We start from the raw sequence: 25,359 nt of genomic DNA on the forward strand, positions 1-25,359 counted from the left end.
GACGCCGCATCGGGGCGCCGCTCCCGTGCGAGGCCTGCGAGGCGGCCGGAGGAGCGACCATGACCCCCACCACTGTTCTCGACGAGGCGCGGGCCGAGTCATCCTCCGCCGTGCCGGACGAGGCGGCGCGCCGGCGCGGCGTCGTCGCGGCCGTGATCGGCAACACCCTCGAATTCTACGACTTCACCACCTACGCCTTCTTCGCCGTCACGATCGGGCAGACCTTCTTCCCGGCCGGCGACGCCTGGATCAGCCTGCTCGCCTCGGTCGCCACCTTCGGCATCGGCTTCGTCACCCGGCCGATCGGCGGCGTGGTCATCGGCGCCTATGCCGACCGGGCCGGCCGCAAGCCCGCCATGATGCTGACCATCGGCCTGATGGCGGTCGGCATGCTGATGCTGGCGCTGACCCCGGGCTACGCCACGATCGGGATGGCCGCGCCGATCCTCGTGGTGATCGGGCGGCTGATCCAGGGCTTCGCGCTCGGCGGCGAGGTCGGGCCCTCGACCGCCTACCTCATCGAGAGCGCGCCCGAAGGCAAGCGCGGCCTCTATGCCAGCTGGCAGATCGCCAGCCAGGGCCTCGCGACGCTCTGCGCCGGCACCATCGGCGTCCTGCTGTCGCTTGGCTTGAGCCCTGAGCAGATGCAGGCCTGGGGCTGGCGGATCCCGTTTCTCCTCGGGCTGCTCATCATCCCGGTCGGGGTCTACATCCGCCGCGCGATGCCCGAGACCGCCGGCGAGAGCACCGGCCACGCGGAGGCCACGGCCGGCGCGGTGCTTCGCCGGCTGCTGCGCGACCACGGCCGCACGCTGGCGCTGGTCGTGCCGATCCTGCTCTGCGGCACGGTCTCGACCTATGTCGGCAACTACATGACCACCTACGCGATCACGACGCTGAAGCTGCCGGCGGGCCTGTCGATCGCCGCGACGGCGGTGGTCGGCGCCTGCGTCCTGGTCTTCGCGGTGCTGGCCGGCCGGCTCGCCGACGCCTACGGCCGGCGCCTCGTGATGATCGTGCCGCGGGTGCTGCTGATCCTCGTCGCCTACCCGGCCTTCGTGCTGATGACGCGGGACCCCGGCCCCGCCACGCTCCTGAGCATGTCGGCCCTGATCGCGGCGCTCGGCGCGATGAGCGGGGCGGCGAGCCTGGTGGCGATTCCCGAGCTTCTGCCGCGCAGCGTGCGCAGCGCCGGCCTCTCGGTGGTCTACGCCTTCGTCATCACGGTGTTCGGCGGCACGACGCAGCTGGTGGTGACCTGGCTGATCGGCGTCAGCGGCGACCCGCTCGCGCCCGCCTGGTACGTCATCGCGACGAGCCTCGTCGGCGTCGCCGCGATGCTCGCCACCCCCGAGACGAAGGAGGCGGCGCTCGCCGCGTAGGCGGGCGCGCGGCGGCCGGGGCCGGGATCCGGTTGATGTGCGATGGGAGGGGCCGAAAGCGGCCCGTCCGGATGTCGGAAAATAGGTGTTTTCCGACACTCAAGATCGCCGGCAGGCCCCTGACAGAGGTTTTATGGCGGGATGCTCTCAACTTCTTGCAGAAGCTGAGGAGGACCGCTTGCAAGCCCCTCGGTCAAGCAGACGTTCGACGTTCAGATGCCCCAGAACCCCACACTAATAGGGGAACTCTACTCAAAGAGAAACGCCGCCGGCCTTTCGGCCGACGGCGCTCTCTGCCAAAAACAGGAAAGGATTATACTTGTTCAATCAGACAGGCTCAAGCACGCGCAGTTTTAATTTACCGCGCTGCTTAGGCTCATTACGTCTGACTGTGATTTCAACATCGCCCCCTAATGCGCGTGTGAAGCCAAGCAGACGCTCAAGCGAGTAGCCGCCTGTGCGACCGCGCAGGAGTTTGGATACGTCTGGTTGGCTGACACCCATAAGGCGCGCGGCCGCCGTTTGCGACAATCCTCTACGCTCAATCTCATCGATAATCCCTATGACGAGGTCGGCCTTGAGGCTCTCCTCGGTAGGATCTTCAAAGCCAAGATCAGCATAGACGTTGCCGCTGCTACAAGTGGCCACGTCATCTGTGTTCGCCGCACCGGTCGCGATATCCGCGGAGCCGGCAGAATGAGCAAGATGATAAGCCATAGTCTGTTTACCTAGTATGTGTGGGGTGCCCCTCTCCCAATCTGGAGACGGGCGCAACTCGGGTACTCAACATCGGCCTTAGCCGGTGTCCTTCTTCGCAAAATGTTCGGCGTAGTGCCTCTTCGCCTCGGCCAATCGATCCTTGATCAGGTCGATGTCCTTGCGCGGCGTGGCGACACCATTTGTCGACTTCTTCTGAAAAGCGTGGAGGACGTAGACCACACCCGCAAACTTGGCCGCATAGGCCGTCCGGTAGGTGTTTCCGTCATCGTTTTCGACGATCTCCAGAACCGCTGCGCCCTTGAGGTCCTTTTCGCTCTTCAGGGGCTTAGCTGAAATCGGCTTGCGTCCCTTCTGAGCGAGGCGGAGGGCGAAACCAACCTCCCGCTTCACCTCGGGCGGGAAGTCCGACACCGCCTGTTTCGTCCGGCCGAGCCAGACGAGTTCGCTATCGGGCGGCTGCGAAGGTGGATCACTCATGTTGTACCTTTCTTGTTATGGCGGAACCACCATAACTCAGAGAGGTTCCATAGGCAATGGTAAATCTGCCATAGCCGGTCGCGATCATGGGTGCCACGTTCAAGGCGGTGGACGGTAGGCAAGACCTCCTGTTTCAGCTGCAGCGCCAAGATCTGCTCTCACCCGTGCGGTCATTCCGCGCCTCAGGCTCGGCTGCACGGAAAACATGTGTTCGACGACAGGATGTCGGCCAGCCGGACAGCCGCACTATCTCCGCCGTGAGACTTGCGCGACAAACCCTGTCGGATTGATGCCAGATACGGAAACCTGGCTTCGAAGGTTTCCCGCACAGGCCGGTCGGGTCCATGCGGGCGTCGACCGCCGATCTCCACCATCTTCGGCTGCTCACGCGGTCGGCCCGGCGACGTTTCAACCCTCTACCGCGAATTCCCGGTCCACCGGCACCTGCATCCCGGTGACGAGCGCGTTGGTCGTGTTCGCCATGCCGATCACCGCCAGCAGCTCGCCGTACTGCGCCTCGGTCATGCCCTTCGCCCGGGCCGCCGCGGTGTGGGAGTGGATGCAGTAGCTACAGCCGTTGGCGGTCGAGACCGCGATGTAGATCAGCTCCTTCGTCAGCGGGTCGAGGGCGCCGTCGACGGCCATCACCTGCTTCAGGTCGGCCCAGGTCCGCTCCAGCACCGTCGGCTGGTTGGCGAGCGCGCGCCAGAAATTGTTGATGAAGTCCGAGCGGCGCGCCGCCCGGATGTCGTCGAACACCGCCTTGACGCGGGGATCGGCATCCGCCTCCGCGTCGCTCCACAGTCTCACGGTCGCCATGCGGGTCCTCCCTCGAGAGGCCGCATGGTCGGTCAGCCCGTGTCTCGCGTCGAGGGCGTCAACGCCGCGCCGCCGCGTCGAAGCCGTCCGGCACCCGGCCCGACGGCGTGGCGAGCGCGTAAGCGCCGCGGGCGAGGAAGCGGCCGGAGCCGGGCTCGGCCAGGACCTGGCCGTCGCGCACCGCGACCTCGCCGCGCCGGATCGTCATCGTGGGCAGGCCCTTGAGGCGCATCCCCTCCCAGGGTGTGTAGTCGATGGCGTGGTGCAGGTCGGCGTTGGTGAGGACCCGCTCGGCATCCGGATTCCACAGCACCAGGTCGGCGTCGGCGCCCGGCGCCAGCGTCCCTTTTCGGCCGGCGAGGCCGAACAGGCGGGCGGCGTTGGTCGAGGTCAGGCGCACGAAGGTCGGCAGGTCGATGCGCCCGGCCGAGACGCCCTCGGAGAACAGCACCGGCAGGCGGGTCTCGATCCCCGGGACCCCGTTCGGGATCGCGTTGAAGGCCGGCATCCCGTCGGGCCGGGCGCCCGCGCCGCCCTGGCCGTAGCCGCTGCTGCCCGGATCGCGCTTGGCGGTGGAAAACGAGAAGCCGCAATGGTCGGAGGAGACGACGTCGAGGGTGCCCTCGCGGATCCGGGCCCAGATCCGCTCGGACTCGCCGGGCGCCCGGAGGGCGGGCGAGCACACCACCTTGGCGCCCTCGAAATCGGGTTTGGCGAGATCATCGGTCGAGAGAGTCAGGTATTGCGGGCAGGTCTCGCCCCAGACCTTGATGCCCCGCGCCCGCGCCCGGGCGATCTCTTCCGCCGCCTCGTCGCAGGAGACGTGGAAGACCTGGATCGGCTGGTCGACGAGCTCGGCGAGCGCGATGGCGCGGTGCGTCGCCTCGCGCTCGACCACCGGCGGGCGGGCCCAGGCGTGCTGGAGCGGGTCGGTGAGCCCGGCCTCGAGGAGCGCGCGGATGCGCCAGCCGATGGCGTCGTAGTTCTCGCAATGCACCGTCACGAAGGCGCCGAGGCGCCGGGCGGTCGCCAGCACCTCGAGGAACTGGCCGTCGGTGAGGCGCAAGGGGTCGTAGGTGAGGAAGACCTTGAGGCTGCGGATGCCGCGGGCGACCAGCGCCGGCACCTCGCGCTCCAGCACGTCGGGCGTCGGGTCGGTGATGATCTGGTGGAAGCTGTAATCGGCGCGCGAGGCGCGGGCGCTCGCCTCGTACCCGGTCGCCGTCGCGGCGATCGGGTGGCCCTTCCACTGCGGCACGAAGCAGATGAACGAGGTGGTGCCGCCGGCGAGCGCCGCGGCCGAGCCGCTGGCGAAGCTCTCCTCCTGCACGCCGCCGCCCTCGGAGGGCTCCTCGATGTGGCAATGCGGATCGAGACCGCCGGGCGTCACGACGAGGCCCCGGGCGTCGATCTCGTCCCGCCCGCGCCGCAAGCCCCGGCCGAGCGCCGCGATCACCCCGTCGCGCACCCCGAGATCGGCCTCGAACACCTCGGCCGGGCCGGCGAGCGTTCCCCCGCGCACCACCAGGTCGTAGTCGAAATCGTGGCTCGGCATCGCAGGTCCTCCCTGGCCTGGGGGTGTAGGAAGTGCCTCGAAACGCTGTCAATTCCGGCACTGCCCGCGACACGCCCGGATGCCGGCGCCGTGGGCAGGCGGCCCGCAATTTGGGCGGCGGCCTTCGCGCCGTGCCCGCCCGGACGGCAGTTGACCCAACGGACGGTTTGACAACGTTTCCGGGCCGGCGGACAAAGACAGCACCGCAGAGGTTCCGGCCGCGCTCGCGCCGGGGGACGCCCCGCTTCGAGCGCGCGCATAAAGGCGCCCGCGGTCCAAGCGTGGAGGAACCCTCGATGACGATTCGGTTGGATGCCCCGAACCGGCGCGGACTGATGCTCGGCGCCGCGGCGGCCGCGGTCACGGCCGGGCTGCCCGGCGTGGCGAACGCCACGGCGCCGATGCTGCGCAGCCAGAGCCCCTACTTCTACCGCTTCACCCTCGGCGACGCCGAGGCCACGATGGTCTCCGACGGCACCCTGCCGCTCGGCGACCCCCACGCCAACTTCCTCGGCCTCAGCCCGGCCGAGATGGACGCGCAGCTCAACGCCAACTTCCTGCCGCTCTCGAACGCGGTGCTGGAGCAGAACATCCTGATCCTCAACACCGGCAGCAAGCTGGTGCTGTTCGACACCGGCATGGGCGCGCTCAAGCTGTTCGGGCCGACCACCGGCAAGCTGCTCACCACGATGCGCCAGGCCGGCATCGACCCGAAGGACATCGACGCCGTGGTGATGAGCCACGCCCATGTCGACCATTGCGGCGGCTGCGTCGCCGACGACGGCACGCCGCACTTCCCCAACGCCCAGTTCTACATCTCGCAGGCCGATTTCGACTACTGGACCGATCCCGCCAAGGTGCCGGCGGCGTTCGGCGCCTTCCTCGACACCGCGCGCAAGAACCTGCTGCCGATCCGCGACCGGCTGGTCTTCGTCAAGGACGGCCAGGAGTTCCTGCCCGGCATCCAGGCCCTGGCGGCGCCCGGCCACAGCATCGGCCACACGATGTTCATGATCACCTCGGGCAAGGACAGCCTCTGCTACCTCGGCGACCTGACGCACCACCCGGTGCTGCTGATGGAGAAGCCGCTGACCGAGTTCGCCTACGACACCGACCCGAAGCAATCGGCCCAGACCCGGCTCAAGATGCTGACCATGCTGGCCAAGAACCGCATCCCGGTGCTGGCCTACCACTTCGCCTGGCCGGGCATCGGCCACGTGGCGGAGAACGGGCAGGGCGGGTTCCGGTACTATCCGCAACCGATGAAGATGGAGCTGTAGCGGCCGGGCACCGGGGGCGGTCCGGAGGCGCGGAACGGCACCTCCGGCCTCGCCCCCATCCCGGCTCGCCCGGGCATTTCGAGGCTCGCCACGTCCTTGCGGAGCCGGTCGCGCGCAGTCGCGCGATTGTCTCTCCATCAGTAATTCTCGCGCATATCACAGACTTTCTGTTTTATTATATTGGTATTTACAATTATTCGCTTATTTGCCGGTAAAAAGACAATGTACATGCTACTCCATGCAGCCTGGAAGACATTTTTCCAAATCGATGACACTTACCAGACAGATCGTTCTCCGGCATAGATCGAAGTCGGCGCGGATCCAGGCGAGACATCAACTCGCGCAATGCGATCGACATCGCCGGGCCGGGCGTCGACTGCCGGTCCGCCTGGCCGGTCCCGACCCGGTACATGGTCGAGAGCGGAACCAGCATGGCGACCCCGCACGTCGCCGGCATCGCCGCCCTCCTCGCCGAGGCGGAAGGCGGCTCCCGCGGCGCGCGCCTCTACATGCGGCTGCTGCAATCCCGCGGCAATCGCCGCCAGCCCTCCGACGACGGTGGGTCGGCCTCCCCCAGGCGCCGGTCTGACCCGACCGCTGCGACGAGGGCACGGCTTGGCTTCGCCTTCGTCGGCGCACTACCTATATCCTGCTCGAGGAGCGTGAGAGTCCGTCATGGACGAGGTCAAGGTCAGCGTATCGATCCCCGATTCCGACCGGTTCGAGAGCACCGTCAAGGCGGCGAGCCGTGCCGGCCTGAAGGTGCGCGACAAGCTCGACATCCTCGGCGTCGCGACCGGCTCGATCAAGAGCAGCGCGCTCGCGAAGCTGCGCGACGTGCCGGGGGTCGACAGCGTCGAGGTGCAGCGCGAGGTCGGCATCCCGACCCGCGTCCGCTGACGCATCGTCCGACGAAGCGGGCACCGGTTCGTCGAAGACGATGCGGCAAGATCCGAAAACCCGGAGCACTGCCCGATCGCACCGCGATCGGGCAGTGCTCCGGGCGCTCACCCCGCCTTGGGCCGCGGCCCGTAGGACTTGAACCGCTCCATCGCCTCCGCCACCTCGGCCTCGCTCAGGATGTGCGGCCGGCCGACCTGGAGCGCCACGGCGTATTGCCGGCACAGGGTCTCGAGCTCGACCGCGAGCCACAGGGCCTTGGGCAGCGTCGGCCCGGTGGCGATCATGCCGTGGTTGGCGAGCAGGCAGCAGGTGCGGTCCTGGAGCGCCTCGAGCGCCCGCTGCGACAGCTCCTCCGTCCCGAACAGCGCGTAGCCGCCGCAGCGCACGGTCGGCCCGCCGGCCGCCGCGATCATGTAGTGGGCCGCCGGGATGTCCTTCCGGCACATCGCGAAGGCGGTGCAGTAGGTCGGGTGGGCGTGGACGATCGCCGACACGTCGGGCCGGGCCCGCAGGATGTCGCGGTGGAAGCGCCACTCGGAGGAGGGCGCGAGCGCGTGGTCGGCCCGGCCGTCCATCGTCATCGGCACGATGTCGTCGGGCGTCATCTCCTCGTAGGGGAGGCCCGAGGGGGTGATCAGAAGGCCCTCGCCGAACCGGACCGAGACGTTGCCGGCGGTGCCCTGGTTCAGGCCCTGCGCCGCCATGCTGCGGCAGGTCTCGACGATCGCCTCGCGCAAGGCCGCCTCGGTCTCAGCCATTCCTCGCCTCCCCCGGGGCCTCTGCCCGCTCGCGAGCCCTCGCCTCAGCCATAGATTCTTGCCGGCGCCCGAGCCAGAGCCCGTTGACGAGCCAGGCGAGCGACAGGGGCACCGCCGCGATCGAGAGCGCGGCGGCGCTCATCCCGAGCCAGGCCACGAGCCCGTAGGACCAGGCGCCGACCTGGTCGCCGAGGCGGTACACCACCGTGTCGATGAAGGCCTTGGCCTTGTAGCGATCCTCCCGCGGCAGCACGGTGAACAGCACCTCGCGCACCGGCCGGGCGATGGCGAAGTTGCCGGCCCGGCGCAGCACGCCGAACACCACCACGCTGGCGATGGTCGGTGCCGCCGCGAGCAGCCCGAAGCCCAGCGCGCTGATCAGCGGCAGGATCGCCAGGGTGAGGCCGACGCCGAGGCGGCGCACGATCCGCCCGGTGAGGAAGAGCTGCACGCCCAGCGTCAGCACGTTCACCGCGAGGTCGACGGAGGCGAAGAACGCCGTCTGCGAGCCCCGATCGGGGAAGCTGCGCTTCGCGATGCCGGCCTGCTCGAAGTACAGGAAGGTCGAGGTGATCGAGAACAGGAGCAGGAACAGGCTGATGCCGAGCAGGTAGGGCGAGCGGAGCGCCCGGCTGATCCCGGCGAACGGGCTGCCGCCGATCGCCTGCGTGGCCGCCCCCGGCTCGCGCGACAGGGCGTCGGAGATCCGCGCCAGCCCCCGCATGCTGATGACCGCCCCTTCGAGGAGGGCGGCCGCCGCGAGCAGCAGGAAGGGGGTGGGCACGTCCCGCGCCAGGACGGCGGTGAAGGCCGAGCCGGTGATGGCGCCGAGCGTCGCGCCCGCCGCGATGAAGCCGAACAGCCGCTTGCCCTGCTCGGTGTCGAACACGTCGACGATGGTGGCCCAGAAGATCGAGACCACGAACAGGTTGAAGATCGACAGCCAGACGAAGAACACCCGGCCGATCCACACCGCCTCCTCCGGCCCGCTGCGGTAGAGGACGACGGCGAAGACCAGGATGTTGGCGGCGAAGAAGCGGTAGGTGATCGGGATGAAGCGGGCCCGCGGCAGCTTCCGCACAAGCCAGCCGAACGGCACGTTGAGCACCAGCATGCCCACCAGCGTGGCGGTGAACAGCCAGGGCAGGTTCTCGAGCCCGCCGGCCAGCCCCATCTGGTCGCGGATCGGCCGCATCACGTAGTAGGACGAGAGCAGCGCGAAGATGTAGAGCCAGGCCCAGCCGAGCGCCGGCACCTCCTCCGGCCGCACGTCGGTGAGGCGCCTGAGCCAGGCCGGGACCCGCAGCCCGGCGCCCCGCGCGGCCGGCATCGCCTCGCTCTCGCTCATCCGCCACCCCTCGCACTCGCCACCGGAACGTGCCCCGTGCTTGGCGGAGGCGCGCATCGCCCGCAAGGCGCGCGAGGGCCCCCGCCCGATCACCGTCCCGCGATCATTCCTCGACGAAGACCTCGTCGCGGCCCCGTCGGATCGACGGCAGCAGGGCGACGGCGAGCAGCACCCCGGCCACCAGCAGGAGGCCCGCCGAGATCGGGCGCTCGATGAAGGTGCTCATCTCCCCGCGCGAGAGGAGGAGCGCCCGGCGCAGGTTCTCCTCCATCAGCCGGCCGAGCACGAAGCCGAGGAGCAGCGGGGCGGGCTCGAAGTCGAGCCGGATCAGCGCGTAGCCCACCGCGCCGAACAGGCCGATGAACAGGATGTCGGTCGCCAGCGCGTTGATGGAGTAGATCCCGACGCAGCAGAGCAGCAGGATCGCCGGGAACATCAGCCGGTAGGGCACCTTCAGGAGCCGCACCCAGAGCCCGATCAGCGGCAGGTTGATGATGAGCAGCATGACGTTGCCGACCCACATCGAAGCGATCATGCCCCAGAACAGGCCGGGGTTCTTGGTCATCACCTGCGGCCCCGGCACGATGCCGTGGATCGTCATGGCGCCCACCATCAGCGCCATGACGGCGTTCGGCGGGATGCCGAGGGTGAGGAGCGGGATGAACGAGGTCTGCGCCCCGGCGTTGTTGGCGCTCTCCGGCCCCGCCACGCCCTCGATGGCGCCACGGCCGAAGCGGGCGGGATCGCGCGCGAGCCGCTTCTCCAGGGTGTAGGAGGCGAAGGGGCCGAGCACCGCGCCGTTGCCCGGCAGGATGCCGAGCACCGCGCCGATCGCCGTGCCGCGCAGGATCGGCAGTCCCGACTGGCGCAGGTCGTCGCGGCCCGGCAGCAGCCGCCCGATCGCCTGCCGGACCACGTCCCGGGCCTCGGTGTGGTCGAGGTTGCGCAGGATCTCGGCGATGCCGAACAGGCCCATCGCCAGCACCGCGAAGTCGATCCCGTCGGAGAGGAACGGCATCCCGAAGGTCATGCGCTCCTGGCCGGTCTCGAGGTCGGCCCCCACGGTCGAGAGCAGGATGCCGAGCAGGATCATCGCCACGGCCTTGAGGATCGAGCCGCGGGCGAGCACCACCGCGAAGACGAGCCCCATGACCATGAGCGAGAAGTACTCCGCCGGCCCGAACACCAGGGCGAGGCGGGTCAGCGGCGCGCCGAGCGCCGCGATCATCACGGTGGCGACGCAGCCCGCCACGAAGGAGCCGATCGCCGCGATCCCGAGCGCCACCCCGGCACGGCCCTGGCGGGCCATCTGGTGGCCGTCGAGCGTGGTGACCACGGAGGTCGCCTCGCCCGGGATGTTGACGAGGATCGCCGTGGTCGAGCCGCCGTACTGCGCCCCGTAATAGATGCCCGCCAGCATGATGAGCGCGCCGGTGGGATCGAACTTGAAGGTGATGGGCAGGAGCATCGCGATCGTCGCGACCGGCCCGACCCCGGGCAGGACCCCGATCAGGGTGCCGACGAGGCAGCCGACGAAGCACAGGACCACGTTCATCGGCAGCGGCACCGGCCCGAGGCCCGGCACCTCCACGGGCACCACCTGCAGGACGGTGCCGAAGCCCAGCGCCAGGTTGGCGAGAAGGTCGCTCATCGGGCGCCCTCGGACCGGCCGGCGACGTCGACCCGGGCGGCGGCCCGGCGCGGCCCGGCGAGCACCAGCGCGGCCGCGACCCCGGCGAGCAGCCCCGCCGTGACGCGCAGGCGCCCGTCCTGCGACCAGCCGGCCGGGAACAGGTCCGCCCAGGCCTCCGGGAACATCGGGATCGGCAGGTTGAGGAGGTCGCCGAACAGCAGCATGGCGAAGGCGGTGAGCCCGAGCCCGAGGGCGAGATTCTCGCGCAGCCGCGCCTCCGGCGAGGCGAAGCCGCCGATCACCACGGTGAGCGGGCCGGCACCGATGAGGCCGAGGCCCGGGGTGGCGAGGCCGCCGAGCGGAAACGGCCGGATCGTGAGCGCGAAGGCGGCGACCGCGAGCAGGATCACCACGGGGCCGCGCAACGACACCCGGTCGAGCGCCTGGCCGCGCCGCACGAGGCCCGAACCCGCGAGGAGGAGGCCGCACAGGCCGAGGCCGATCGCCAGCGCGCGGGGCACCATGCCCGGCCCCATGCTGCGCAGGGTCCCTGGGTTCAGGTCGGCGGTGAGGATGAGCGCGAGCGCCGCCAGCCCGACGAGGAGCAGGCCGCCCACGAGGCTGCGCGGACCGCGGATCGGCCCGCCTCCATGATGATCGGAACCGGCCGGCATGGCGGATCCCCCCTGGCTGTCGGGCCGGTGTTTCGGATCCCGCCTCGACGGTATTTGTGCACGATGGCGCGGCGGACGATCAAGCGTGACCGCCCTCGCCATGTCTCGATGTTTCTGCCTAGATTGCGCCGTCGGTAACGGGCCGCGGACAGGATGGCCCGGCGAGGGAGGGATTGGGATGACGTCCGGTCTGTCACGCCGTTCGCTGCTCGGCGCCGCGGCGCTCGCACCCGTGGTCGCCCCCTTGGGCAGCCGTCCCGCGCGCGCCCAGCAGGGCTACCCGATGCGGCCGATCCGCTGGGTGGTCGGCTACCCGCCGGGGGGCACCACCGACGTGCTCGCCCGCCTCATCGCCGAGCCGCTGAGCCGCCGCCTCGGCCAGCAGGTCTACATCGAGAACCGGCCCGGGGCCGGCAACAACATCGGCACCGACGCCGTCGTGAAGGCCGATCCGGACGGCTACACGATCCTGCTCGTCAACCCGGCCAACGGCATCAACACGACGCTCTACAAGAAGCTGAACTTCGACTTCGTGCGGGACATCGTCCCGGTGGCGGGCATCACGCGCTCGCCCAACATCATGGAGGTGACGCCGAGCCTGCCGGTGAGGACGGTCGCGGAGTTCATCGCCTACGCCAAGGCCAATCCCGGCAAGGTCAACATGGCCTCCTCGGGGCTCGGGACCTCGGTCCACATGTCGGGCGAGCTGTTCAAGAAGATGACCGGCGTCGACATGGTGCACGTGCCCTATCGCGGGGCGGGTCCTGCGCTGACCGACATGCTGTCGGGGCAGGCGCACGTGCTGTTCGACAACCTGCCCTCCTCGATCGAGCACGTCCGCGCGGGCGGCCTGCGGGCGCTCGCGGTCACCACGGCCGAGCGCTCCCCGGCGCTTCCCGACGTGCCGACCGTCGCCGAGACGGTGCCGGGCTACGAGGCGAGCGCGTGGTTCGGGGTCGGGGCGCCCCGGCGCACCCCGCCCGACCTGATCGCGCGCCTGAACCGGGAGATCAACGACGTCCTGTCCGACCCGGCGACCGGCCAGAAGCTCGCCAACCTCGGCGGCACGCCTTTGCGCCTCACGCCCGAGGAATTCGGCAAGGTGATCGTCGACGAGACCGAGAAGTGGAAGAAGGTGGTCGAGTTCTCGGGCGCCAGGATGGATTGACCGGCCCGGTCGCGGGCCGGCTGCGTCACGGCGCCAGCCCGAAGGCCTTGCGGGCCTCGGGACCGGTGACGTCGCGCTGGAAGCCGGGGCTGCCCATCTGGAACTGCCGCGCCGCGTCGAGGCCGCCGACGACCACCGGCTCGAAGCCGGCGTCGCGCACCAGCCCCTCGGCGACCGCGACCGCCTGCTTGTCGTCGCCCGCGATCGGCACCGCCATCGGGGCGCCGGACCGGTGGGCGTTCTGGGCGAAGAGCCGGTAGTTCGCGGCGTTGAACGCCCGCACCAGCCGGGCGCCGGGCAGGTACTTGGCCGAGGTGGCGCCGATGCCGGCGCTCTCGGCCTCGGCCGCCAGCTCGCCGTCGCGGGCCTTGGTGGCGTTGCCGGCATCGAGCACGACCTTGCCCTTCAAGGAAGCGCCGTAGGCCGTCCCGAGCTCCGGATAGGCTTTGTAGGGGACCGCGATCAGCACCGCGTCGCCGAAGGCGAGCGCCTGCTCGACCGTGCCGGCCTTGGCGAGCGGCCCGAGCTTCTCGACGAGGGGCTTCAGGTCCTCCGGGTGACGCGAGGCGAACATCACCGGGTGGCCGGCCTTGACCCACAAGCCCCCGATGGTGCCGCCGATATTGCCGCCGCCGATCACCGCGACCGGGATCTTCGAGTCCTGCGCCAGGGCCTCCCGCGCGAGGACGGGGCTGGCGGCGAGCGCCAGGGCGAGCGCCCCGGCGCGCAGAAGCGCGCGACGATCACAGGCCATCGATGAACTCCTCCATCTTGCGGCGGGCGGCGGCGTCGGGCAGGCGCCCGCGCGCGGCACCGAGATTGTCCTCGACGTAGCGCACCTGCGCCGTACCGGGGACCGGGCAGGTCACCGCCTCGTGCGACAGGACGTACTTGAGAAAGAATTGCGGCCAGCTCGCGCAGTCGAACTCGGCGGCCCAGGGCGGCAGGTCGCGGCCGCGCACCAGGTTGAACAGCCGCTCGCGCCCGAACGGCACGTTGACCATCACGGCGATGCCGCGCTCCTGCGCCAGCGGCAGGATGCGCGCGGCGGCCTGGCGGGCATCGACCGCGTAATTGACCTGGATCACGTCGAGGGGATGCGCCTTCATCAGGGCTTCGAGGTCGCCGTACTGCTTCTCGGCCCAGGTGGTGGCGCCGATGTAGCGGATGCGCTTCCCGTCCCTCAGCTCGCGCAGGAGGGGCAGCTGCGCCTCCGGGTCGATCAGGTTGTGGACCGCCACGAGGTCGATCCGGTCGGTGCCGAGGCGGCGGAACGACTGCTCGATCTGCGCCCGGCCCGCCTCGCGGCCCTTGGCGGCCACCTTGCTGCACAGGAAGACCTTCTCGCGGGTCTTCGTCTCGGCGAGGATCCGGCCCAGCACCTCCTCGGCCCGGCCGTAATCGGGCGCGGTGTCGATCACGGTGCCGCCGAGGCCTAAGAACCTCGCCACCGTCTCGCGCAAGGGCGCCACGGCGTCGGAATCCGGCGCCACGTCGTAGCGCCGCGAGGTGCCGATGCCGATCGCCGGCACCGTCTCGCCGGTGGACGGGATCGGACGGCGGATCAGCGCGCCTTCCTGTCCCGGGGTGGTGCCCTGCGCGGCGGACCGGCCCGGGAGCAGGCCCGCCGTCAGGGGAGCGGCAAGGCAGCCGGCCAGCACGGCGCGGCGGTGGAGCTTCATGCGGCATCCCCTCGGGTTGACCTGCCCCGCACGAGCTAGGGCGTCGCGGCTCCGCGCCCATGCCCGTCCCGGACACGACCGCTTGAGGTCACTCAGGTCAGGGGAGCGATGAAGATGTCGACGCGGCGGTTCAGGCTGCGCGTCGCCTCGGAGCTGTCGGCCCGTACCGGCTCCGCACTTCCCTTGCCCTCGCGCCGGATGCGGCTCGCCGCCACGCCGCGCTGCGCCAGGAACCCCGCGACGGCGGCGGCCCGCTGACCCGACAGGGCAGCCGCCTCCTCGGCCGAGGTGTGGCCGATCACGTCGATCCGGTTGCGCTGGAAGCGCGCCAGGATCAGGCCCACCGCCCGCAGCTTGCGCGCCGCCTCGGCGCTCGGGGCGGCGCTGTTCTGGGCGAAGCGGATGCCGTCGCCGATCTCCAGCACGACGTTCAACCCCCGCGGCGTCGCCTTGACGCCGACCGCCTCGAACTCCTTGAGCAGCCCGGCCTCGAATCGGTCCATGGCGAAGCCCGCGAGCACGCCGTTGAGGCCGACCGTCACGGCGCCGTTGACGGCCTCCTGCGCGACGTTGCGCCCGTTCGTCACCGCGCTCATCGCTCCGAGGAACGCCCCGCCCGCCACGCCGGTCAGCCCCTGCGTGACCGCGTTCGGCACCTTGTCCTCGCGGGTTGCGGGGTCCTTGGTCATGCAGCCCGTCCCGGCGAGGCCGAGGGCAAGGGCGGCCGTGGCGGAGCGGAGGGCGGGCGGGATCATGGTGTGGAAGCCTCTTCGTCGGAGATTTTGGTCGGAGAGATGTCAGCGGGTGCAGGCCCCGTCGGTGATCGGGCCGAGCTGTGCGAAGCGCGGGTCGGAGAACACGTCGGGTACATCCGGGCAGACCTTGGCGCGCCAGGCGCCGCGGGCGTTGTCGGCCTCGGGGCCGCGCAGGCCGGCGAGCCAGGAGTAGGATTCGGGGTAGCAGCGGCGCAGGCGCAGGTGGTCGGAGATGTCCCGGCGTCGATCGAGGGACAGCGATCGACCGAGGCCGATCGGGCAGGTGATATCCCTCGTTACGCCGGATCCGGACGACTGAGCGATGCTGGTACAGAGATATTCCGAGGCGGCACACGAAAATTCAGACGAGCACGATGCAATTACATCGTAGAAATATCCATCACCCTTGCTGATATTGCAAACTGTAGAGCTATTTGTTGTGGCGGAATCATTCTCTATATTTTTATTAGTGTGTGTTTGATCAGTGGTTTCCGCTCGGCGGAGGGTGGAAGTGCCCGGCGGCAGCCGGATGGCTTGCTTGTTCGTAGGTGCTTTCAATGTGTCGTAATAAATTAAAAAAATAGTCGGCACCAAGCTGAGGAATAAAATAAAGATCGATACCATGATAAATTTTTTGCTTATTTTATTTTTTTCATATCTCTCTAATGATCCATTGAAATCAACATAAAACTTGAAGAGCCCGAAGATGAAATTCGCGATCGCGGCTGCTACGGGGATTGCCGTCAGGAGGCTCCAGTAATCCATCAGGAGCAGGCTCCCCCCGGCAATTCCGGAAAGTCCCGCCTGATCCGGCAGCGGATGTCCCGGGTCGCCCGCGTGAGCCTGTCGCGGTCCGCGGCCGCGGCGGCGCTCTGGGTCGCGAGGGAACAGGTCGGGACGGCGTGCGGGATCCAGGCGGCGACCTGGCGGTTGGCGGCGCGGATCCGGGCGACGACCGTGCGGGTTTGGGCGCGGCAGCTCGCCTCCCCGGCCGCCCCGAGGTGGTCGAGGCGGGCGGCGATGTCCTGCTCCATCGCGGCGCCGGTGTAGTAGCGCGCGCCGGCGAGGTCGCAGGCATCGACGTGGGTGACGACGTCGAACCAGCCGGAGACCACGGCCTGGGCGGCCTCGGCCTCCGGGCCCCGGCAGGCCTCGAACAGGGCCGTCCCGGCCGACGCCCGGGCCACGGGCGCGAAGGTCGCCCCCAGCTCCCCGGCACGGATCGGTGCCGGGGCGCGGGTGGTCGTGCACGAGGCCAGCCCCAGCAGGGCGGGCACGAGCAGGCGCAGGAGGCAGGACGCCGCGCGGCGCCCGTCGGGGGTCGTCATGGCCAGACCTGCGCGACGCCGGCGGCCTGGGCGAGGATCCGCGCCACCGGCAGGGCCGGATCGGCCGGGTCGTAGCGGTGCACCTGCAGCCGGCGCCGGGGATCGAACAGCAGCACCGGGTCGGCCTCGGGGCGGGTGCGCGCCCGGCAGCGGGCCGCGGCCGCCTCCTCGGCCTCGCGGCGGGCTTCCTCGGCCTCCTCGCGCCGCGGCGCCTGCTCCGCGAGGCACTCGGCGAGCCGCGCCTGCGAGTCGTCGAGCACGAAGCGCAGCGGCCCGTCGCCGCTCGCGTCGGCGGCGCGGCGCACGGCGCTCCGGTCGCTCTCCCGCAGGGCCGCGAGATCGACGTAGAGCGCGAGGCGCGGCCGCGGCGGCCGCGGCGTCGGGACGACGCCGCGCTCGAGAAGGGCGTCCGCCCGGGGCAGCGGCGTCGAGAACTCCGCCCGCGACCAGGACAGGCTCCTGGCACGGCTGTCGGCCCAGAGGTCGAAGGTCCGCACGGCCTTGCCGCCGTCGATCCACTGGGCGACGAGGTCGCCCGACAGGCGGGGCGCGACCGGCTGCAGGAGGCGGTCGGTGCTGCGCGCCACGAGGGGGGCGACGTAGCGGCGCCAGACCGCGGCGCTGAGAGCGGAAATCCCGTTCTCGATCCCCTTGCCGGCCTCGGCCTGCCGGATCGCGTCGAGGGAGCGGAACACGCCGACGAGCAGGTTGGCTTCGGCCAGGCCGATCCCGCCGCCCTCCGCACCGCCCTTGGCGACCTCGTCCAGGGCCGCCGTCACCGCCTCGCGCTGGGCGAGGGCGTCCCGGCGCTCGGGCGACGTCGCCTCGGCGTAGGCGCGTCGCAGGATGCCGGCGAGGGGAGCCTCCCGGCGCCCGCCCGCCAGGGCCTCGGCCAGCGCCCGATCGACGGCCGGCAGCTCCGCGGCCAGGCCGGGCAGGATCGCCAGCCCGGCCGCCACGACGCTCCCCAGCACGCTCCACCATGCGCGCCGGATGAGATGACCTGTTCGCATGGCGCGATCCTAGAAGCGGGTGTTCTTGAAGGTCTGGATCTGGTCGGAGATGTCCCGCGTATTTCGTCTCAAGTTCAACTCGGTCTGGGACGTGCTCTGCTCGTTCAGGACGCGATTGCTCTCGACGCCGAGACGGTCGCGCTCGGCCTTGATGAGGTTGACGTCGCGCGAGATCGTCTCGACCTTGGCGAAGAGCGAGCGAAGCGCCTCGTCGAACCCGGGCCTGTCGGCCTCGCATCGTTGCACGGCCGGCGAGAGGCGCGCGGCGAAGGGATTGTTGTCCCGCCGCATCGTTTCGTACTCACGCCTGCGCTCGCCGCAATTGCTGTCGTAGATTTTCAGATTGCTGCTGAATTCCACCATGTTTTTCGAGATTGCGTCGAAATAGTCGACGATGATCTTCGCGTCTCGCAGATTGTCCTTGATCTTGCCGATCTCATTCTTCAGCGTCGCCAGTCGCTGCTCGAGAACGGCGGCCCGGTCGCCGAGCGAGCCGGGCTGAGCCATCGCACCGCCGGGCATCCCGGCGAGCAGCGCACCGACCACGAACAGGCGACCTGCCATCCGACGACGAAGGGACATCACGGCCGCATCTCCTTGGCGGGATTCGGATCGGAGGGGCATCCGGCGGTCGCGCGCGCCTGCTCGGCCTCGGCGGCCGCGCGCGCTCGTGCGATCTCGGCGAGGCGGGTCCGGCACAGTTCGGTCACGGCCGGCGCGTCCGAGGAGGCGCGGCAGCGCGCCTGGGCGGAGGCGGCGAGGCGCTCGAGATCCGCGACCTGGGTCTCCAGGGCGGCGGCGCGGGCGCGCAGGGTGCGGCAGGAAGGGCGGTTCCCGGTGAATTCCGCCAGGTTCAGGCGGATCGAGAAGATCGTCTCGTCGATGTCGTGCAGCAGGCCGCGGATCTCGGCCTCGGTGGCGGCCCGCTCGGCCTGCTGGCGCACCCTCTCGGCCTCGGCGCGCTCGATCCGGTCCATCAGGTCCCGGCGCGACCCCCCGCCGGTGACGCGGTCCATGATCGTGCCGATGGGGTCGGCCCCGTCCGTGCCGTCCGCAGCGTGAGCGGTGCCGGCGGCAAGGAGGGCGATCAGGGCAAGGCCGGGGGCGGCCGGGCGCAGCCGGGCGCCCGGTCGGGACGAGCGTGACATCGTGTGACGACCCGCGATGCGTGTGAGCGAGCTTACGGCTCAGCTTCGGCGTAGCATCGATCGGCCGTCCGGCAATAGATCGGCAAATGGAAATCTGTTTTCCCGCTCCGTCGATTGGCTGGAGCTGGATTGGATACTGGGGTGGACTGTCCCGCCCTCACCCCAGCCGCGCCGGCAGCCGCAGGAAACCCCGGAAGCGCACCCGCTGCGAGCGCTCGGGCGGGCCGTCGAGGCGGTAATCGGGGAAGCGGGCGAGGAAGCGTCCGAGCGCGATGCGGCCCTCGAGCCGGGCCACCGCCATGCCGACGCACTGGTGGATGCCGCTGGCGAAGGCGAGGTGGCGGTTGGGATCGCGGGCGACGTCGAAGGTGTCGGGATCCGAGAACTGCGCGGGATCGCGGTTGGCGGCGCCGATGCACAAGGTGATCTGGGTGCCGGCCGGGAAGTCGCGCCCGTCGATCGCGAAACCCGTCGTCGCGACGCGGTTGCCGAGCTGGTTCGAGCTCTCGAAGCGCAGCACCTCCTCGACGCCTTTTCGCATCAAGTCGGGCTCGGCGAGGAGCCGCGCCCGGGCCTCGGGGTATTCGGTCAGCAGGTGGAGCCCGTTGCCGATCAGGTTGGTGGTGGTCTCGTGCCCGGCATTGAGGATGAAGATGCAGTTCTGCAGCAATTCCTCCGACGAGAGCCGCTCGCCGCCGACCTCGCCCTGGATCAGGCGGGTGAGGATGTCCTTGTCGGGGTCGCCCGGGCGCCGGCGGCGGTCCTCGACGAGGTGCTCGAGATAGGCCAGGAAGTCGGTCACCGCCCGGTTGCCGGCCGCCTCGATCTCCGGCGACAGGACGGGTTCGAGGGCGCCGAGGATCGCCAGCGACCAGTCGCGCAAGGGGCCGCGCTCGTCCCGCGGGACGCCGAGCAGGTTGCCGATCACCTCGACGGGGATCGCGGCGGCGAAGTCCTCGATCAGGTCGATCCGGCCCCGCGCCTCCGCCGCGTCGAGGAGACCATCCACCAGCGCGACGATGCCGGCCTCCATCGCGGCGATCGCCCGCGGCGTGAACGCACCCGCGATGATGCGCCGGACCCGGGTGTGGCGCGGCGGATCGTTGAAGACGAGGCTCGTGGTGTGGTGGCGGTAGAGCGGGGAGGGCCCCGCCTCCGGCATCCTGAACTTGGCGCCGAACTCGACGGTCTTGTCCGAGCTGAAGGTCGCGGCGTCCTTGTAGACCCGCTCGAGGTCCGCGTAGCGCGAGAGCAGGATCTGCGCCTCGCCCGAGGGACCCTGCCCCATCCGGTGGACCGGGGCGTGCGCGCGGAGCGCCGCGTAGACCGGGTAGGGATTCGCGATGAACCCCTCCGGCAGGCGCCTGAGGTCGAACCCCGCGGCGAGGGCGGGGTCGCTCGTCCGGCTCGGGGCGCTCATCCCGTCTCCCCCGCGGCTCACCCGCGCTCCTTCGGGGCGCAGGCCGGGTTCATCGGCAGGAACGCCTCCTCCTTCGGGATGGTGCGCAGCACCTCGTAGAGGTCCCACGGGCCCTTGCTCGCGGCGGGCTCCTTTGCCCGGTAGAGCACGGGGTCGTAGAGGAGCCGCCCGTCCGCGCGCAGGGTGGCGGGGTGGTCGAAGAACGCCACCGGCAGGCTCCGCATGGCGGCGTTCGCCGCCACCGCCTCGTCGGTGCCGGCCTTGTCGATCGCCTTCAGGTAGTGGGTGACGGCGGTGTAGATCAGCGCCTGGTTCTTCGTCGGCATCGCGCCGGTGCGCTCCTGGAAGCGCTTGGAAAAGGCGCGGGACGCGTCGTTCTGGTCCCAGTAGAACGCCTCCGAGAAGGTCAGGCCGTGGGCCACAGGCAGGCCGAGGCCCTTGATGTCGGTGACGTAGACGAGGAAGCCCGTCAGCGTCTGGCGCCCGCCGGTCAGGCCGAACTCGTCGGCCTGCTTGACCGCCTTGGTGAAGTCGTCGCCGACGCTCGCGAAGGCGACCACGTCCGCCCCCGAGCTCTGGGCCTGGAGCAGGAAGGACGAGTAGTCGGCGGTGTTGATCGGGTGGCGCGAGGTGCCCAGCACCTTGCCGCCGAGCGCCTCGACGACGGTGGTGGCCTCCTTCTGCAGCGCGTGGCCGAAGGCGTGGTCGACGGTGATGAAGTACCAGGACTTGCCGCCGCGCTCGAACACCGCCCGCGCCGTGCCGGCGGTGAGCGCGTGGGTGTCGTCGGTCCAGTGCGAGCTCACGGGCGAGCAGGTCTTGGCGGTGAGGTCGGAGGTCGCCGCCGCGGTGATCATCACCGTGCGGTTCTTCTCCTTGGCGACCGCCTGGACGGCGAGCGCGATCGCCGTCACCGGCAGGTCGATCACGGCGTCGACCTTGTCGACGTCGTACCAGCGCCGGGCGATGCTCGATGCGACGTCCGGCTTGTTCTGGTGGTCGGCCGAGACGATCTCGACCGGCTTGCCCCGGACGGTGCCGCCGAAATCCTTCGCCGCCATCTCGGCCGCCGCCACCGAACCGCGCCCGCCGCTGTCGGCGTAGGGGCCCGAGAGGTCGGTGAGCACGCCGATCCGCACCACGTCGTCGGAGATCTGCGCCGCGGCGGGCCCGCCGAGCGCCGCGAACGCGAGGAACGCCCCGGTCAGGGCGGTGGTGAAACGGGTCATCGTGGTCTCCTCCCGGCGCCCGCGTCGTTCCCGCGCGAGGTCGCCCTGTCGTCTCTTCCGCCTTCACAGCCCATCCGCGCCCGCGAGGCAAGCGCCGTGTTCCGGGACGGTCGTGCCGCGCACACGTCCCGCGAGCCCGCGGCGGCGCCCCGGCCTTTCCGCGGCGGCGCCCTCGCCTAGGGGAAGATGGGGACTGCCCGCCGGTAAGGATGACGGTAATCTGTTCACGTCATGGTAGGATCGGACGGAAAACAAGTCACGGGCGGACGGTTCCGGACAGTTCCGGACGACCGCCGCCCAGACCGGCATCGACGTGCCGCGCCATCGAGGTCACCCGTATGCTGAAGCCCGCGCCGAGCCTCGGCCTCCTCGCCGACCTGCTCGACGGCCTCGACATCGGCCTGTGCGCGTTCGACGCCGACGACCGGACGCTCGGCTGGAACCAGACCTTCCTGTACCTCTTCCCCGAGCATGACGGCTTCGTCCATGCCGGCGAGCATTACCGCGAGAACCTGCGGCGGTTCTACCGCACCCGCCTGACCTCCGACGAACTGCCCTACATCGAGGAATACGTCGCGAGCGGGATCGCCCGCCACCAGGTCCAGAGCCGGCCCTACGAGTTCGAGCATCGCGGGACCTGGCTGCGGGTCTCGACCCAGACCGTCCCGGGACTCGGCCGGATGCGGCTGTGGCGGCCGATCACCCGGGAGCCCGCGCCGGCCGGCGCCCGCGCCGCCGAGGCCGCCCACGCCGCGCCCGACGGCATCGCGGCGGCGAATGCCGACGGGCGCATCCTCTCGGCCAACCGGCAGTTCGGCCAGCTCTACGGCTTGAGCCCGGCCGAGGCCGCGGGCCTGACCTTCGAGGCGGTGGTGGTCCGGGCCTGGCAGGAGGCCGCCGAGCCCGCGCCGGACCAGCTCCTGGCGCGCCTGCGCGAATCCCTGCGCTTTGCCGGGGCGCCGTTCGAGGTGCCGCTGCCGGGCGCGCGCTGGATCCGGGTGATCGAGCACGTGCGCGAGGGCGGCGCGCGCACCGGTGTCCATTTCGACATCACCGCGCTCAAGCGCGAGCAGGCGTCCTTGCGGGCCGCCGAGGCCGAGGCGCGCCGCAGCGCCAGCCATTGCCGCGGCATCATCGAGCACGCGCCGTCCGGGATGCTGGTGGTCGATGCCGCGGGCCTCCTCGTGGAGACGAACCGCGCCTTCCGCGCCGCCCTCGGCGACGGGACGCAGGACGGCCTCGTCGGGCTGCGCCTCGCCGCCCTCGGCGACCCCGAGGATGCCGGCCTGCTCGACGGGGTGCTGGCCCGCGCGGCCGCAGACGGCGGGCCGGCCGTGGGCGAGATGCGCTTTCGCCGCCGGGACGGCGGCACGCTGTGGGCGCGGGTCTCGGCGGTGCGCCTGCACCTGCCGCCCGACCCGGTCTCGACCCTGCTGCAGGTCGAGGACATCACCGCGCGCCGCGAGGCCGAGCGCCGCATCGCCCACATGGCGGGCCACGACGCGCTCACCGACCTGCCGAACCGCACCCTGTTCCGCGAACGCCTCGACGCGCGCCTCGACGCGCTCCCGGGCGAGGGCGCCTGCGCGATCCTGTGGCTCGACCTCGACCGGTTCAAGGTGGTCAACGACACGCTGGGCCACGCCGCCGGCGACACCCTCCTGTGCGAGGTCGCCCGCCGCATGCGGGCGGTGCTCGGGCCCCGCGACACGCTCGCGCGGCTCGGCGGCGACGAGTTCGCGGTGCTGCTGCCGAAGGCCGATCCCCTGGCGGCGTCGCGGGCGGCGGCCCGCCTCGTCGAGGTCATGCAGGCGCCGGTCACCGTCGCGGGCCGGCCGATGCATGTCGGCGTCAGCATCGGCGTGGTGCTGAGCCCCTGCCACGGCGGCGACGCCGACACGCTGATGGCCCGGGCCGACCGGGCGCTCTACGGCGCCAAGGCCGCCGGCCGCAGCACCTTCCGGCTCTACGACCCGGCGATGGACTCGGCGGCGGCCGAGCGGCACGGCCTCGAGCTCGACCTGCGCCTCGGCCTGGAGCGCGGCGAGTTCGAATTGCACTACCAGCCGATCGTCACCGCGGCGGAGCGGCGGGTCGTCTGCCGCGAGGCGCTGGTGCGCTGGCGCCACCCGGTCCGCGGCCTCGTGTCCCCGGCCTCCTTCATCCCGCTGGCCGAGGAGATCGGCCTGATCGACCGCCTCGGCGCCTGGATCCTGCGCCGGGCCTGCCGCGACGCGGCGTCCTGGACCGACGGCGCGCGGGTCGCCGTCAACGTCTCGGCGGCGCAGGTGCGGCACGGCTCCCTGATCGCCGCCGTCCAGGCCGCCCTGCGCGAATCCGGCCTCGGCGCGGACCGGCTCGAGATCGAGATCACCGAGAGCCTGCCGATCGAGGGCAGGGCCGCCGACCCGCTCCTGGCGCTCCGCCGCCTCGGGGCGCGGATCGCCCTCGACGATTTCGGCACCGGCTACTCGTCCCTGAGCTACCTGCGCCGCTTTCCCTTCGACACGATCAAGATCGACCGCTCCTTCGTCGCCGACATCGCCGATCCCGGCACCGCCGCGATCGTGCGCGCGGTGGTCGGCATCGCCGCCCAGCTCGGCGCGACGGTCACCGCCGAGGGCATCGAGACCGAGGACCAGCTCGCGGCGGTCCGGCGGGAGGGGTGCACGGAGGTGCAGGGCTACCTGTTCGGGCGGCCGGTGGCGCTGGACGGCGTCGGGACGGGGTGGCACCAGATCGGGGCGTGAGCGGCGCGGCCGGTGCCGCACCCGTCCGCAGGTCCGCCGAGGTCCGCCGATGAGCACAGCACAGCCGAGCCGGAACGAGGGGGCCGCCGCGGGGCCGCGGGCCTGGGAGCCGGGCTACGACATCCCGGCCCGGCTGGGCGATCCCGTGGCGGCGATCGCCACGCCCGCCCTGATCGTCGACCTCGACGCGTTCGAGCGCAACCTCGACCGCATGCGCAGCCGGGCCGCGGACCTCGGGGTGGCGTTGCGCGCCCACGCCAAGATGCACAAATCCGCGGACGTGGCGCGCCTGCAGACGACCCGGGGCGGGGCCGTCGGCATCTGCTGCCAGAAGGTGTCCGAGGCCGACGCCCTGATGCGGGCGGGCATCACCGACGTCCTCGTCTCGAACCAGGTCGTCGGCGAGGCCCGCGTCGCGCGCCTGGTGCGGCTCGCCGAGCGGGGCAGGGTCGCCGTCTGCGCCGACCATCCCGACCAGGTCGCCGCGTTCTCGCGCGCCGTGCTGGAGCGACGCGCCGCGACGGGATCCTCCGGCCTCACCCTCGACGTGCTCGTGGAGATGGATTGCGGGTCGGGCCGCTGCGGGACCGGCTCGGTCGCCGAGAGCGTGGCCCTGGCCCGGGCCATCGACGCGAGCCCGGGCCTGCGCTTCGCGGGGCTTCAATCCTATCATGGCCGCGCCCAGCACATCTCCGAGCCCGCCGAACGGCGCGCCGCGCTGGCGGCCGCGCTCGCGCTGACGGCCGCGACGCGCGACGCGATCCGCGCCGAGGGCCTCGCCTGCGACCGGGTCACCGGCGCGGGGACCGGCAGCTTCGAGATCGAGGGCGCGGCCGGGGTCCACACGGAGATCCAGGCCGGAAGCTACGCCTTCATGGATGCCGACTACGCCCGGGTGCGGACCGACGACGGGTCCGCGCCCGGAGGGTTCGAGCACGCGCTCTTCGTCCTCGCGACGGTCGTCAGCGTGCCGGCGCGCGGCCGCGCGGTGTGCGATGCCGGCCTGAAGGCGGTGGCGGCGGATTCGGGGCTGCCCCTCGTGCATGGCCGATCCGGCATCACGGCGACCGGCCTCTCCGACGAGCACTGCAACCTGTCCGACCCGGACGCGCAGCTGACCCTCGGCGCGCAGATCCACCTCGTCCCGGGTCATTGCGACCCGACCTGCAACCTCCACGACTGGTATGTCGGGGTTCGGCACGGCCGGGTCGAATGCCTGTGGCCGATCACGGCGCGCGGAAAGGTGTTCTGATCCGGGCCTCCGGGACGGCTCGCGGCACGGCCGAAGGCCATGCGGTTCGAGCCGGGCCGCCCCGG

At 70.9% G+C, this 25,359-nt stretch carries 24 protein-coding genes and 1 pseudogene; 7 read left to right on the forward strand and 18 right to left on the reverse strand.

Annotation, left to right across the window (positions count from 1 at the left end; genetic code table 11):
- Positions 1-59 precede the first annotated feature (59 nt).
- The gene (locus DK419_RS09560; protein ID WP_109958875.1) at positions 60-1,382 is read left to right on the forward strand and encodes an MFS transporter; all 1,323 of its coding nucleotides are present in this window, start codon (positions 60-62) and stop codon (positions 1,380-1,382) included.
- Between the two features lie 327 nt (positions 1,383-1,709).
- On the opposite strand, the gene DK419_RS09565 is transcribed toward DK419_RS09560, so the two are convergent.
- From DK419_RS09565 to hydA, 4 genes are all read right to left on the reverse strand, one after another.
- Entirely contained in the window at positions 1,710-2,099 is a 390-nt protein-coding gene (locus DK419_RS09565) for a helix-turn-helix domain-containing protein (protein WP_109958876.1), read from the reverse strand.
- Positions 2,100-2,177: 78 nt separating this feature from the next.
- Positions 2,178-2,579, reverse strand: a complete 402-nt coding sequence (locus DK419_RS09570; protein WP_109958877.1) for a type II toxin-antitoxin system RelE/ParE family toxin — start codon at positions 2,577-2,579, stop codon at positions 2,178-2,180.
- A 408-nt stretch (positions 2,580-2,987) separates the two neighbouring features.
- A complete protein-coding gene (locus DK419_RS09575; protein WP_109958878.1) occupies positions 2,988-3,398 on the reverse strand; it encodes a carboxymuconolactone decarboxylase family protein in 411 nt (136 codons plus the stop codon).
- Between the two features lie 58 nt (positions 3,399-3,456).
- Positions 3,457-4,953 (reverse strand): dihydropyrimidinase, encoded by a 1,497-nt coding sequence (gene hydA / locus DK419_RS09580; RefSeq protein WP_109958879.1) that lies wholly within the window; start codon positions 4,951-4,953, stop codon positions 3,457-3,459.
- Positions 4,954-5,249: 296 nt separating this feature from the next.
- Here hydA and DK419_RS09585 point away from each other — a divergent pair, with 296 nt between their 5' ends.
- From DK419_RS09585 to DK419_RS09595, 3 genes and pseudogenes are all read left to right on the forward strand, one after another.
- On the forward strand, positions 5,250-6,233 hold the full coding sequence (locus tag DK419_RS09585; protein WP_109958880.1) for an MBL fold metallo-hydrolase: 984 nt from the start codon (positions 5,250-5,252) through the stop codon (positions 6,231-6,233).
- Positions 6,234-6,589: 356 nt separating this feature from the next.
- Positions 6,590-6,685, forward strand: a pseudogene (locus tag DK419_RS29980) (hypothetical protein); the annotation flags it as partial.
- A gap of 223 nt (positions 6,686-6,908) precedes the next feature.
- Entirely contained in the window at positions 6,909-7,133 is a 225-nt protein-coding gene (locus DK419_RS09595) for a ketohydroxyglutarate aldolase (protein ID WP_109958881.1), read from the forward strand.
- Between the two features lie 107 nt (positions 7,134-7,240).
- Here the strand turns inward: DK419_RS09595 and DK419_RS09600 are convergent, their stop codons facing one another.
- From DK419_RS09600 to DK419_RS09615, 4 genes are all read right to left on the reverse strand, one after another.
- Positions 7,241-7,894 (reverse strand): class II aldolase/adducin family protein, encoded by a 654-nt coding sequence (locus DK419_RS09600; RefSeq protein ID WP_109958882.1) that lies wholly within the window; start codon positions 7,892-7,894, stop codon positions 7,241-7,243.
- Positions 7,887-9,242 (reverse strand): NTP/NDP exchange transporter, encoded by a 1,356-nt coding sequence (locus DK419_RS09605; protein WP_109958883.1) that lies wholly within the window; start codon positions 9,240-9,242, stop codon positions 7,887-7,889. The genes DK419_RS09600 and DK419_RS09605 overlap by 8 nt, the downstream gene beginning before the upstream one ends.
- 103 nt (positions 9,243-9,345) lie before the next feature.
- Positions 9,346-10,893, reverse strand: a complete 1,548-nt coding sequence (locus tag DK419_RS09610) for a tripartite tricarboxylate transporter permease (RefSeq protein ID WP_109958884.1) — start codon at positions 10,891-10,893, stop codon at positions 9,346-9,348.
- Positions 10,890-11,549, reverse strand: coding sequence for a tripartite tricarboxylate transporter TctB family protein (locus DK419_RS09615; protein WP_109958885.1), 660 nt, complete (start codon positions 11,547-11,549; stop codon positions 10,890-10,892). The genes DK419_RS09610 and DK419_RS09615 overlap by 4 nt, the downstream gene beginning before the upstream one ends.
- Before the next feature lie 178 nt (positions 11,550-11,727).
- Here DK419_RS09615 and DK419_RS09620 point away from each other — a divergent pair, with 178 nt between their 5' ends.
- A complete protein-coding gene (locus tag DK419_RS09620; RefSeq protein ID WP_109958886.1) occupies positions 11,728-12,717 on the forward strand; it encodes a Bug family tripartite tricarboxylate transporter substrate binding protein in 990 nt (329 codons plus the stop codon).
- Between the two features lie 25 nt (positions 12,718-12,742).
- On the opposite strand, the gene DK419_RS09625 is transcribed toward DK419_RS09620, so the two are convergent.
- The 10 genes from DK419_RS09625 to DK419_RS09665 form a co-directional block, all read right to left on the reverse strand.
- On the reverse strand, positions 12,743-13,471 hold the full coding sequence (locus tag DK419_RS09625; protein WP_109958887.1) for an NADPH-dependent F420 reductase: 729 nt from the start codon (positions 13,469-13,471) through the stop codon (positions 12,743-12,745).
- Positions 13,461-14,399: an aldo/keto reductase gene (locus DK419_RS09630; RefSeq protein ID WP_109958888.1), complete on the reverse strand. Its 939-nt coding sequence runs from the start codon at positions 14,397-14,399 to the stop codon at positions 13,461-13,463. The genes DK419_RS09625 and DK419_RS09630 overlap by 11 nt, the downstream gene beginning before the upstream one ends.
- A 92-nt stretch (positions 14,400-14,491) precedes the next feature.
- Complete coding sequence (locus DK419_RS09635) at positions 14,492-15,154, reverse strand: OmpA family protein (protein WP_109958889.1); 663 nt, start codon at positions 15,152-15,154, stop codon at positions 14,492-14,494.
- A 42-nt stretch (positions 15,155-15,196) separates the two neighbouring features.
- Positions 15,197-15,919 (reverse strand): hypothetical protein, encoded by a 723-nt coding sequence (locus tag DK419_RS28555; RefSeq protein ID WP_162561184.1) that lies wholly within the window; start codon positions 15,917-15,919, stop codon positions 15,197-15,199.
- The gene (locus DK419_RS09640) at positions 15,919-16,482 is read right to left on the reverse strand and encodes a hypothetical protein (RefSeq protein WP_109958890.1); all 564 of its coding nucleotides are present in this window, start codon (positions 16,480-16,482) and stop codon (positions 15,919-15,921) included. The genes DK419_RS28555 and DK419_RS09640 overlap by 1 nt, the downstream gene beginning before the upstream one ends.
- The gene (locus DK419_RS09645) at positions 16,479-17,495 is read right to left on the reverse strand and encodes a hypothetical protein (RefSeq protein ID WP_162561185.1); all 1,017 of its coding nucleotides are present in this window, start codon (positions 17,493-17,495) and stop codon (positions 16,479-16,481) included. The genes DK419_RS09640 and DK419_RS09645 overlap by 4 nt, the downstream gene beginning before the upstream one ends.
- A gap of 9 nt (positions 17,496-17,504) precedes the next feature.
- Positions 17,505-18,077, reverse strand: coding sequence for a hypothetical protein (locus DK419_RS09650; protein ID WP_162561186.1), 573 nt, complete (start codon positions 18,075-18,077; stop codon positions 17,505-17,507).
- Positions 18,077-18,643 (reverse strand): hypothetical protein, encoded by a 567-nt coding sequence (locus tag DK419_RS09655; protein WP_109958893.1) that lies wholly within the window; start codon positions 18,641-18,643, stop codon positions 18,077-18,079. Before DK419_RS09655 ends, DK419_RS09650 begins: the two co-directional genes overlap by 1 nt.
- A 157-nt stretch (positions 18,644-18,800) precedes the next feature.
- Positions 18,801-20,063: a cytochrome P450 gene (locus tag DK419_RS09660; RefSeq protein ID WP_109958894.1), complete on the reverse strand. Its 1,263-nt coding sequence runs from the start codon at positions 20,061-20,063 to the stop codon at positions 18,801-18,803.
- A gap of 17 nt (positions 20,064-20,080) precedes the next feature.
- Entirely contained in the window at positions 20,081-21,292 is a 1,212-nt protein-coding gene (locus DK419_RS09665; protein ID WP_109958895.1) for an ABC transporter substrate-binding protein, read from the reverse strand.
- 338 nt (positions 21,293-21,630) lie between these two features.
- Here DK419_RS09665 and DK419_RS09670 point away from each other — a divergent pair, with 338 nt between their 5' ends.
- The gene (locus DK419_RS09670; protein WP_162561187.1) at positions 21,631-24,042 is read left to right on the forward strand and encodes an EAL domain-containing protein; all 2,412 of its coding nucleotides are present in this window, start codon (positions 21,631-21,633) and stop codon (positions 24,040-24,042) included.
- A 49-nt stretch (positions 24,043-24,091) separates the two neighbouring features.
- A complete protein-coding gene (locus tag DK419_RS09675; RefSeq protein WP_109958897.1) occupies positions 24,092-25,294 on the forward strand; it encodes a DSD1 family PLP-dependent enzyme in 1,203 nt (400 codons plus the stop codon).
- The last annotated feature ends 65 nt before the right edge of the window (positions 25,295-25,359 follow it).

Origin of the sequence: Methylobacterium terrae, from assembly GCF_003173755.1 — a bacterium.
Classification (GTDB): Bacteria; Pseudomonadota; Alphaproteobacteria; order Rhizobiales; family Beijerinckiaceae; genus Methylobacterium; species Methylobacterium terrae.